A 10,191-nucleotide genomic window follows, 5' to 3' on the forward strand; every position below is an offset into this window, starting at 1 on the left:
AAAGCCGTGGTAAAAACCAATGAGGATTGTCAACGGGTACAGCGCAGCCGGGGGGATTTAACGGCGCTGCCGGTTTATGCGAACGGGGAGGGACATTCATCAATTTCATCTGTTTCTGGCAAGTTGTTGGTGTTTATTGGGTTAGTTCCTCCACAACACGCGAGTGAGAATAAGGAGGTCTTGTCGCGGATTAGTAAACGCGGCAATGTGATGTTAAGGACGTTAAGGTAAAACCTGAGGTTGATGAGGCTAATTCATGCGGTGGCTCTGTGAAGCCGCATATACGTTCTTTTCGTCAAAACTGATTGTTGACAACAACCCTGGGGCCATATACGTATAGACCAAAGCAGAATACGGGAAAATAATGATCTCGTCTATCATCCCCGTATTTCACTGCGCTTCATACAGGCTACTTTGCTAGACTTTTATGGGCATCTAATCAAGACAATGGCGGAGTGGACGGGACTCGAACCCGCGACCCCCGGCGTGACAGGCCGGTATTCTAACCAACTGAACTACCACTCCTATTTTCGCTGAAGCTATTCAAGGCTTACCTTTGCAATAAGAATACAATTTTGAGGCATGGTGGGTGCTGAGGGATTCGAACCCCCGACATTCGCCTTGTAAGGGCGACACTCTACCAACTGAGCTAAGCACCCAAAATTTTCTCAAACACCCTCCCAAAATACCAAAAAAAAGCCCTAGAATCATCGACCCCGGGGCACAGAAGATAGCTGATCTACCGTACTTAATCAAGTATACACTTTTTCTTTATTGACTGCGTCTTTAAGTTTTTTGCCGGCTTTAAATCGAGCCACTGTTACAGCAGGAATCTGCATCGCGTCACCGGTTTGTGGGTTGCGGCCTGTTCGAGCTGCGCGCTGACTGGTTGTAAAACTACCAAAACCGACAAGAACCACGTCTTCACCTTCTTGTAATGATTTTGTTACCGAATCAACAAATGCATCTAACGCGCGGCCCGCGGCATTTTTTGAAATGTCAGCCGATTGTGCTATAATTTCAATAAGTTCGTTTTTATTCATAAATTCCTCTCGGTAGTTCCACCAATTGACAAAAGGCAGGTTTCGCCCAGCCTTCCTCCGACAACTCAGGTTATACCAACTGCTTTCTATAACTGTCAAGCAATGGTTTCGTTCAACCCTCCTCAATGAAATTTGAAATCATTGTGGATCGTATCAGTGAACAACTCGATCAAATAAAATCCAGTTCTTGTAAAAAATTTTGATATTCCAATTTAAGACTGAGTGCCATAAAATTATCCGAGAGCAACAAGCTATCGCAACGAAACGAAAGTGGCAGAAATAATCCCCTTTGTTAAAGGGTCATTATGAGTTATTGGCTATTAAAATCCGAACCCACCTCTTACAGTATTGATGATCTCTTTCGCGAAAAAAATAAAATCACGAGTTGGGACGGCGTTCGCAATTATCAGACGCGTAATTTTATGCGGGATGGTATGAAAAAAGGGGATTTGGCTTTTTTCTATCATTCCAATTGCGAAAAACCTGGTATTGTGGGCGTGGTTGAAATTGTTCGTGAAAGTTATCCGGATCTGACGGCTCTAGATCCGAAAGATCATCATTATGATCCTAAGAATACGCCGGATAATCCACGTTGGCTAATGGTCGATATTAAATTCCGAAAAAAATTCCCTGGGGTTATTTCACTGCAAGAATTACGCCAAAACCCAAAATTAAAAGATCTCCTAATTTTGCGCAAAGGCAATCGTTTGTCTATTACTCCTGTTAGTAAGGCACATTGGGGTGCGATAATGAAAATGGAGCAATTGGATGTTTGCTGTTATTTATAGAGGCTATGTAAAGATAGAGGCTATGTAAAGCCAAATAAAGAAAAAGAATACCGACAATTATGGCATCAAATTACGACTTATTTTGTGGAAAACACGGAGCATTGGGTTCGTGTCTTCACAAGACAGAAGAAGGATTATCGTTGGCGTACTCTCACTGGTCAGATAAAGGAACGCGCGATGCTTCTTGTCCAGGCGAAGATGCGCCTTGTGAAATATCACCGAATAATATTCGACAAGCCATTGTGCAAATTAAAGAATGCATCGATCAAGAACGGCAGTTTCCTGAAATTAGTATAGAAGTGCTGGGTGATTTATTAATCAACTCCCCCTACCGTTAAAGCATCGACTTTAATGGTCGGTTGCCCAACACCAACAGGGACAGATTGGCCGGCTTTTCCACATGTGCCTATGCCTGAATCTAAAGCTAAATCATTTCCTACCATTGAGACTTTAGTCAGCACATCCGGTCCGTTGCCAATTAAAGTAGCGCCTTTCACAGGTCGGGTTACTTTCCCCTTCTCAATGAGATAGGCCTCACTAGTCGAAAAAACAAAGTTCCCGGAAGTGATATCGACCTGTCCCCCGAAGAAATCAACCGCATACAATCCTCTTTCTACCGAAGCAATAATTTCTTGAGGATCACTTTCCCCGGGTAACAAATAAGTATTCGTCATCCGAGGCAGAGGCAAATGAGCGTAGGACTCACGTCGTCCGTTCCCCGTGGGGGACATCTTCATTAAATGAGCGTTGTGCCGGTCTTGCATATAGTTTTTTAGAATGCCTTTTTCAATTAATACGGTTTTTTGCGTCGTTGTTCCTTCGTCATCTATGCTCAACGATCCTCGTCGGTCCGGAACTGTTCCATCATCCACCACGGTGCATAAGGAAGAAGCCACTCGCTCTCCTAACCGTCCGCTAAATGCGGAGCTGCCTTTGCGATTAAAGTCGCCTTCTAAACCATGCCCGATCGCTTCATGCAATAAAATTGCCGGCCAACCGGGCCCCAATACGATTGGAAAGGTACCTGCAGGCGCATTATCGGCTTTTAAGTTTAAACACGCTTGGTGAACCGCTTTGTCGGCGTATTGAAACGCCGCCGAAGTGAGTATTTCATAACCGCCCCGAGCCCCGCCACCTGCGCTGCCCTGAGCCCGCTGGCCATTCTTTTCAACAATCACGCGGACGTGCATACTGACCAACGGACGCAAATCCGCCGCCATCAATCCGTCGCTATTTAGGATAAGTAGCACTTCATTTTGGCCGGTTAAACTCACAATGACTTGTTTAACCCGGGGATCTTTTACTCGAGCATAATCGTCAACTCTCCTTAACAAATCAACGATGCCAGCCGCCGGCATTGAATTAATCGGATTAGAAGGAGGGTACAAAGGTCGAACCAACGTTTTATGCAGCACATTGACCACTTGGCCGCTTTGAGAATACGCTATGCTTTTCGCCGAGTGAGCGGCTTGGAGCAATGCTTTCACGTTAATATCATCTGCAAAAGCAAAGCCCGTTTTTTCACCGCTTAAAACGCGCAATCCAAACCCACGATCAATGCTAAAATCACCCCCTTTTACAATTCCATCTTCCAAAAACCAACTTTCTTTCTGAATACTTTGTAAAAAGATGTCAGCGCCATCGGCGAAGCGCCCCATCGCCCGCCCAATGATTTTTTCCAAAACGTTAGCATTGATATCGAAAGGTCGTAAAAGAGAATCGGAGGCCGTTTGGATTAAATCACTCATAATAAATGTCAAAGAAACAGTTGAATTTGTATCGAAAAAAACCTTAATTAAAGTTCTTTAAAAAACCCCTTTTAAGAGGATAGTTCAGTTTCTGCGGGTGCAGGCAGTGTGATATCAGGCTTATTCCAAGAGCCCGTAATATGGTAATTCACCTGTGCCGCTTTGCCAACATGAGGGGCTAGTATTTTATCGGCCACCCAGGCGATTACGCCAGCCAGCGGCCCACCAGCGAGGCCCAGAATTAATGGTAATGTCGAAGTAATATTTGGTACTACTTGTAAATGCAAATCATAATTTTTATTTGCAAATCCAATGAGTCCTTTGATTTGCACCCACGCCACATCCCCAACTAACGAAGCATTCTGTGTTTTTGCCACTCCTTTTGATAATAAAAAATTACCTCTCAAAAAATTAAAAGCAAAACCTTTTTTAGAAAAATTAGCGAGATTTAGCGGCAATTTCGGAAGCGATTGCAGACTAAACAAATTGAGAAGTCGGCCGAAGTCCAGTTCTGATTCAGTGGTTTCTGTTAATCCGCTAACTCGTCCGCTATAGAAATCAAGTTTAATATCGCCATTCAATTGAGCGACTTTAAATTGGTCAGGCGATCCCGGCCACTTGACGGAAAAATCCGCTCGGCCTTTCCCACCCTCTAGGGAGCGGGTAATTTTCCATTGTTTTAGCAGATCGCCTAAATTAGGACTCGTAAAACTTCCCGAAAGGGTTGTTTGCGAGCGCCCTATTTTCGTTCGCCACATTCCTGTCGCATCGATATTAAATAAAGGCGCTGTTACAGTAAGTTTATCAATTCTTAAACCCTCCATGCTTCGTGAAGTTTGCAAGGCTAATTTCCCCAATGTTTTTTTACTATAATGGAAGTCATCAACCGCTAAGTCCAACGGCGGCAACGCCTGTGAATTCCATTGTTTCTTCTTAGCTTTAAATTCAGGCAAATAAAGACGTGAAAAATACCCTCGCCAATAATCATCAAGCCGATTAGGAATTAGAAGATTCCCAGCCATTAATGGATTTTGAATATCGACGGACCAGCCTTTATTAACGGGTGAAACAAGCAGCGAGGTTGCTACATCGTTAGAAGAATCCTGATAATACACTTTAATATTTGAAAGTTTATTCCCATAAAAAGAAAGGTGGGAAGTTAAAAAACTAACATCTTGAGACAGTTTATTAAAAGGTGCAGGTAATGTGGATTGGATACCGCTTAAATCGGTTGAGATACTTAAACCACCTTGTTGCGAGTCTTTCCCATGTAAATTTAAAAGTGCCCGATAAGTAGTTGCTCCATTTAAATAATTTAAAACAGACCATTTAAATTTTTTCTGTAATGCTCGCATAGCAAGCTCGCCGCTCATTTCAAATTGCAAAACGGGCGATTGACTCAAGGGATTAAGTGTTACAATATGGAATGCGATCGGTAGCCTCAACCACTTTGCAAAAACCTGGTCAGCAGAAAAATCCTCATTAATAAACCGGAAATTACCATTGATATGGTCGAGCATTATTTCCCAGTTGTTTAAGGAAAATTGGCCGTCTTTAACGGCTAACTGGCCTTCGGCTCTCACCTCTTGATTGGAATGATCCAGTGGTATTCTCAGTTTTAAATTTAAATTCATGGGACCCTGAGCGGTAGTGCTTTGCATTCGTTTGGCAACAGAAAGTGGAGCAGCTTTTAAAAATTTAAATCCGTTGGCAAGATTTGATGTCGAATGTCCACTCACCGATAAAACAGGGTCTTTCAGGTCAGGAATAACCGCTTTCAAATGCTCCAAGGGATTGCCGGATATGTTTGCATGAGACGCTACGATACATAATTGATTGTTATGAAACATTACCTTGGCTTTGATATTTTGCAAAGCGGGCCAGCCAGAATGGTAATTCAAGGTAACACGATCAACATTAGCAATAGCATCAAAAGAACCTTCTTGATGAAGAAAAGGGAACCGATCCAACGGTCCTTTAAAATTCACCGTTCCGCTGGCGATTTCTCCCGTTGAGAATGCTTGATTTAACCATGCTTGTAAATGAGGACTTAGACCGCGAGAGGGCAAATAATTTTTAATGACGTTTATGTTTTTTAGACTGAGTTTCCCCTGTAAATTAACAAAAGGAGAGCCTTTTGTTGGCAGCGATAAAAACCCTTCGCTGTGCCAATGTAAATTGTTATTTTGAATATCTGATTGTGATACTTGAAAACGCCAACCCGATGCTGGGTGCTCCGCTGCGACGTCAATTGCACCCATTAAATGCGCCCCCCCAGGCCAACCGTCTTGAAGTTGAAAATTTAAATCTTCAAAGCCAGTTATGATGTGATAATAAGGCGTTTGTGAGCGTTGAGAATAAAGTAAAGTAAAATGTCGCAATATCCCTGAAGGTTTTAATTTCTGAAACAGGGTTTGAATTCGTTTTGGCTGATAGCCTATTTCAGCGGTGAGAGTTTGTATATCAGACAAATTAAAATAATCGTTTTTCAATAAAAGACGTATTCCCGATTGGAAGTGCGTGACGCGGACGCCAAAAGTATGTTCGGGCCATTGCCTTCCATTCATTTGCAAATTCACATGATCGGCCGTTAATCCCCAACCGTTCGCATAATGTTGCCAATATAAATTAGCGTTGAGTTGATTGATAAAAAGAGGAGAATGTGATTTGGCCATGCTTAAACGAATCTGATCGCTTTTCACAACGCTTTGAACAGATTCAAGCCCATCGTTTTTAAATTTAGCCCATAGTTGCACATTCCCACGACCATCTGTCAACGATATCGTTTTAAAATATTTTTGGAGGAAATAGCTACTTTCCCATTGGGAAAAAACAAGATTTTTAATATCCAGATATAATTCGGCGTTTTTGGAAGATCTTTGCAATAAAAATCGAAATCGAGTGGGGATGGTTTGAGATAAACTTCCCACACCCGCTATTTGTTGATGTAGTAGCCCATTGGTCACTTTAAGGCATAAATGCGTAAGAGGAATTAGCTGGCCTTCAACTGTGTGATAATAAATATCAATGTTTTTCAACGTGATGTTGGACTGATTCAGCAGGCCCAGAAAAACTTTTTTCATCTCGCCTAAATCAGCAAAGACCTGTTTTTTTTGCGCGATCATGCCCTCGACGTTCAATTTAGCGTCTTTTCCCTCAAACACGTTGAAACGCGCTCCCGATAACCAGAGATGCCCGGGGAATAAACGCCAATGAATTAGGCTTTGAAAGAGATTAACTCTAATGGAGAGTTGGCTAACGCGCAACAATGATTTGTGGGTGGGACCCGTCACAATAACTTTCTGGAAGGTTAATGCAGGATTGAAACCATACCAGCTCGTTGCGATTTGGCCAATACGAACCGGTTGATGTAAGGCATGACTTGCCCAATGCTCAAAAAAATCGCGCTGGTGGTTGAGGAGCGAAACGGTTAGACGGACAGCGCTGATGAGAACGGCAAAAAGAATGATAAGACTCGCCGCTGTCATCATTCCCCACTTCAAACAGCTTCGTAGGAGAATTTTAATCATTAACCTAATCTAAAACGACTCTGATAATCTTTTAATAAAACTCGTACCCAAGGCCATAAGAGAGTCGTGCTCATGAGGGGTAGCCAATATTTCGCTGCCTCTGGTGATGCGCCAGCCATCGCCATAATCCAATATTGTAACGCTAAATAAACAGCGGTGGCGATAAAAACGAGTATCATTTGCTGCCAATTCGGCAGCCTGTGTATGACCACTTGAAAGCGGATAATAAAATAAGCGATGATGGTGAATATCAATGCATGCTGTCCCAATATCGTGCCTGACAGCAAATCAAAAAGCAGCCCCCAGATGAAAGCAGCCCCTATCCCCACCCGATACGGAAGAGCGATCATCCAAAATAACAGCACCATCAAGATCCAAGCGGGTTGATACCAGACGGCCCATGCTGGCAAAGGCAATATCGTCAACATCATCGCTATTATTAGCGTGAGGCTAGTACCTAACAAGTCTTTGACATAATTACCTTCCATTATTCTTACTCTTTCTCTTTTAAGTTCAATTCTTGATGGACGTCTTGAGACAACGAGGCTTTGTTCGGCCAAGTCATCAACACTTGCTGGGATTGATCAAGATGAGCCGAAGGTTGTAAAGTAATCGTTGCAAATCGTTTAGTCGGATCGCGTTCAAGCTCAGACACCACTCCCACAGGATAGCCTACCGGGTAACGCAACCCCAGTCCTGAAGATACGAAAAGGTCGCCTTTTTGGATATCACTGGTGTCGGGAACATTGATCAAAAGGAGCTTCCCTGAGCTACCCATACCAAGAGCGATGGCACGAATGCCATTGCGATAATCTTGCACGGGAACAGCACTTTTAGGATCAGAAATAAGCATTACTTTACTCGTGAGCAGGCCAGTGTGAATCACTTGCCCCACCACACCATAGGCATCAAGCACAGGTTGGCCTACATAAATATGATTCCGCATCCCCTTATCCACAATAATCTGTTGAAGGTTAGGATCTAAATTCACCGCCAGTAATTGCGCGACCACCACACGAGCGCCTCCCACATGGGCGGTAGATTTCAACAATGCCCGTAACTGGGCATTCTCCCGTTCCAGCGCCAACAATTTTTGCAGTTTCGATTCCAACAACAACTCGTGTGCGCGTAACCGCGCATTGTCGGCCACTAACTGTTCCTGAGTAGTGACATTGATAGCAATCCAATGAATGGTCTTTATGGGGACGCTGACTAAATATTGAAGGGGAAGGACCGTAAGGGCTAAATCAGCCCGTATTTTCTGGAAAAAAATGGCCTTCTGATCTAAAACGATCAATGCAATCGCTAGGATCATATAAATAAGGGTGGGCAGCCCAGGTATTGAAGAGCGTTTAAAAATTAACTTGTTCATACATCACGCCGCACCAGCGGGAGCCAGCATGCGTCAAGCTATTCTTACTTTTGAAAATAGCTTTCACACAAAGATATTTTCACCTAATCCCGTGAAAGAAATTCACTTCCCATCGAACGCATCAATTCTAACGCTCGTCCCCCACCTCGGGCGACACAGGTTAAAGGATCTTCGGCCACCACTACTGGCAAGCCCGTTTCTTCCATTAATAAACGATCGATATCCCTTAACAAGGCTCCGCCTCCTGTTAAAACCATTCCTCGTTCTGCAATATCGGCAGCCAACTCGGGAGGCGCTTGCTCTAAAGCAGCGCGAACGGCACCCACAATCCCTGAAAGGGGTTCTTGCAGTGCTTCAAGGATTTCGTTGTTAGTCAGGGTAAAACCGCGCGGCACGCCCTCGGCTAAATTGCGCCCTCGCACTTCAATTTCTTTTACTTCATTGCTTGGGAAAGCACCAGCAATTTCATGTTTAATCCGCTCTGCCGTAGCTTCACCAATCAAAGCACCGTAATTACGACGTACATAACTGATAATAGCCTCATCAAAACGGTCGCCACCGATTCGCACCGATTCCGCATACACAATACCGCTCAATGAGATGATAGCGACCTCAGTCGTTCCTCCGCCGATATCCACCACCATAGAACCGCTAGCCTCTTCAACCGGTAAACCAGCGCCCATCGCGGCGGCCATTGGTTCTTCAATTAAATACACTTCACGCGCACCTGCGCCTAAAGCAGATTCTTTAATGGCGCGACGCTCAACTTGAGTGGAGCCACAAGGAACGCAAATTAATACCCGCGGACTCGGGCGCAAGAATCGGGTTTTATGTACCTTATGAATAAAATATTGCAACATCTTTTCGGTAACGTGAAAATCAGCAATAACGCCGTCTTTTAACGGTCGCGTCGCCATAATATTGCCCGGAGTGCGGCCTAACATTCGCTTAGCTTCAGCTCCCACTGCAGCTACGCTTTCTTGTCCCCCGCGAGCATCGCGACGAATTGCAACAACGGATGGTTCATTCAACACAATGCCACCTTGCTCAACCATATAAATCAAGGTATTGGCTGTCCCCAAATCGATTGAAACATCGTTTGAAATCAAACCACGTAATTTTTTAAACATAGGTATGAACATTACAAATCCCTTCCTATACTAGACAACGCAAAAATTGCAGACTTACTTTAACTGAAATTTAAAGTTGAGGGAAGCGCTTGCCAGAAGGAGTTGGTCGGATAAATAACCCTTCTTAAAAGCAGGGGTTATTTTAAAAATCAGTGCACCCTACTTTTATTTTGTGTAGTAATATACGCACTCAATAGGTAGATAGAGGAGGCGGAGAAAGAGAGGTCTCAAAAGAAGCAGGAGGATTAAACTGGGGCTGTATACCTATTGTGCCATCATTAATTTTGCCTGGTTTAAGGTGAGTCAGGCTAAATTTTTGATGATCTGAATCAATTAGAGTAATTAACTTCATTTCGCCATTATTGTAGCCTGCCCGGCTAGCGCCTTTTGTTGCCGTTTTCTGAGCGGAACAATTTACAGTTATCCAGGGATAGGGACCGTGAGTGTACAGTTTTTTTATGTAAGGAAGAGCTCTATTAACTACGGTGGCTGTAAATTTTTTAGATTCAAGGGGCCTCTATCATTACCCACCCGTGGTAAAGCGTGAAAAACTTAAAAACCCGTCGTCCTCCCGCGGGGG

General features: G+C 43.7%; 7 protein-coding genes, 2 tRNA genes and 3 pseudogenes. 3 read left to right on the plus strand and 9 right to left on the minus strand.

Features of this window, described 5'->3' with window-relative positions:
• Positions 1 to 225, plus strand: a pseudogene (locus OWO34_RS06570) (transposase); the annotation flags it as partial.
• A gap of 223 nt (positions 226 to 448) precedes the next feature.
• On the opposite strand, the gene OWO34_RS06580 reads toward OWO34_RS06570, so the two are convergent.
• The 4 genes and pseudogenes from OWO34_RS06580 to OWO34_RS06590 form a co-directional block, all read right to left on the minus strand.
• Positions 449 to 525 (minus strand) — tRNA-Asp (locus tag OWO34_RS06580).
• A 58-nt stretch (positions 526 to 583) separates the two neighbouring features.
• Positions 584 to 659: transfer RNA gene (locus OWO34_RS06585), tRNA-Val, on the minus strand.
• Positions 636 to 756, minus strand: a pseudogene (locus OWO34_RS09865) (hypothetical protein); the annotation flags it as partial. The gene OWO34_RS06585 and the pseudogene OWO34_RS09865, both read right to left, overlap by 24 nt.
• Positions 753 to 1,043 carry an HU family DNA-binding protein gene (locus OWO34_RS06590; protein ID WP_267256970.1) on the minus strand — a complete coding sequence of 97 codons (291 nt, stop codon included), beginning with the start codon at positions 1,041 to 1,043 and terminating at the stop codon, positions 753 to 755. The pseudogene OWO34_RS09865 and the gene OWO34_RS06590, both read right to left, overlap by 4 nt.
• Positions 1,044 to 1,348: 305 nt before the next feature.
• On the opposite strand from OWO34_RS06590, the gene OWO34_RS06595 reads away from it, so the two are divergent.
• Together OWO34_RS06595 and OWO34_RS06600 are read left to right on the plus strand one after the other, a co-directional pair.
• Positions 1,349 to 1,831, plus strand: coding sequence for an EVE domain-containing protein (locus tag OWO34_RS06595; protein ID WP_267256971.1), 483 nt, complete (start codon positions 1,349 to 1,351; stop codon positions 1,829 to 1,831).
• Between the two features lie 15 nt (positions 1,832 to 1,846).
• Positions 1,847 to 2,169, plus strand: a pseudogene (locus OWO34_RS06600) (hypothetical protein); the annotation flags it as partial.
• Here the strand turns inward: OWO34_RS06600 and tldD are convergent.
• The 5 genes from tldD to OWO34_RS06625 form a co-directional block, all read right to left on the minus strand.
• The gene (gene tldD / locus OWO34_RS06605; RefSeq protein ID WP_267256973.1) at positions 2,146 to 3,579 is read right to left on the minus strand and encodes a metalloprotease TldD; all 1,434 of its coding nucleotides are present in this window, start codon (positions 3,577 to 3,579) and stop codon (positions 2,146 to 2,148) included. The pseudogene OWO34_RS06600 and the gene tldD overlap by 24 nt on opposite strands.
• 71 nt (positions 3,580 to 3,650) lie before the next feature.
• Positions 3,651 to 7,109, minus strand: a complete 3,459-nt coding sequence (locus OWO34_RS06610) for a YhdP family phospholipid transporter (protein WP_267256974.1) — start codon at positions 7,107 to 7,109, stop codon at positions 3,651 to 3,653.
• The gene (mreD, locus tag OWO34_RS06615; protein WP_267256975.1) at positions 7,109 to 7,597 is read right to left on the minus strand and encodes a rod shape-determining protein MreD; all 489 of its coding nucleotides are present in this window, start codon (positions 7,595 to 7,597) and stop codon (positions 7,109 to 7,111) included. The genes OWO34_RS06610 and mreD overlap by 1 nt, the downstream gene beginning before the upstream one ends.
• Positions 7,598 to 7,602: 5 nt before the next feature.
• Entirely contained in the window at positions 7,603 to 8,481 is an 879-nt protein-coding gene (gene mreC, locus OWO34_RS06620; RefSeq protein WP_267256976.1) for a rod shape-determining protein MreC, read from the minus strand.
• Positions 8,482 to 8,564: 83 nt separating this feature from the next.
• Positions 8,565 to 9,611, minus strand: coding sequence for a rod shape-determining protein (locus OWO34_RS06625; RefSeq protein ID WP_267256977.1), 1,047 nt, complete (start codon positions 9,609 to 9,611; stop codon positions 8,565 to 8,567).
• Between the last annotated feature and the right edge of the window lie 580 nt (positions 9,612 to 10,191).

Origin of the sequence: Coxiella endosymbiont of Ornithodoros maritimus, assembly GCF_907164965.1 — a bacterium.
In the GTDB taxonomy this organism is placed as follows: domain Bacteria; phylum Pseudomonadota; class Gammaproteobacteria; order Coxiellales; family Coxiellaceae; genus Coxiella.

What these genes read in the sequence shown, in the direction of transcription:
- tldD (WP_267256973.1), bottom strand. Translation starts at nt 3,579, where the DNA reads ATGAGTGATTTAATCCAAACGGCCTCCGATTCTCTTTTACGACCTTTC.
- mreD (WP_267256975.1), bottom strand. Translation starts at nt 7,597, where the DNA reads ATGGAAGGTAATTATGTCAAAGACTTGTTAGGTACTAGCCTCACGCTA.
- OWO34_RS06590 (WP_267256970.1), bottom strand. Translation starts at nt 1,043, where the DNA reads ATGAATAAAAACGAACTTATTGAAATTATAGCACAATCGGCTGACATT.
- mreC (WP_267256976.1), bottom strand. Translation starts at nt 8,481, where the DNA reads ATGAACAAGTTAATTTTTAAACGCTCTTCAATACCTGGGCTGCCCACC.
- OWO34_RS06595 (WP_267256971.1), top strand. Translation starts at nt 1,349, where the DNA reads ATGAGTTATTGGCTATTAAAATCCGAACCCACCTCTTACAGTATTGAT.
- OWO34_RS06610 (WP_267256974.1), bottom strand. Translation starts at nt 7,109, where the DNA reads ATGATTAAAATTCTCCTACGAAGCTGTTTGAAGTGGGGAATGATGACA.
- OWO34_RS06625 (WP_267256977.1), bottom strand. Translation starts at nt 9,611, where the DNA reads ATGTTTAAAAAATTACGTGGTTTGATTTCAAACGATGTTTCAATCGAT.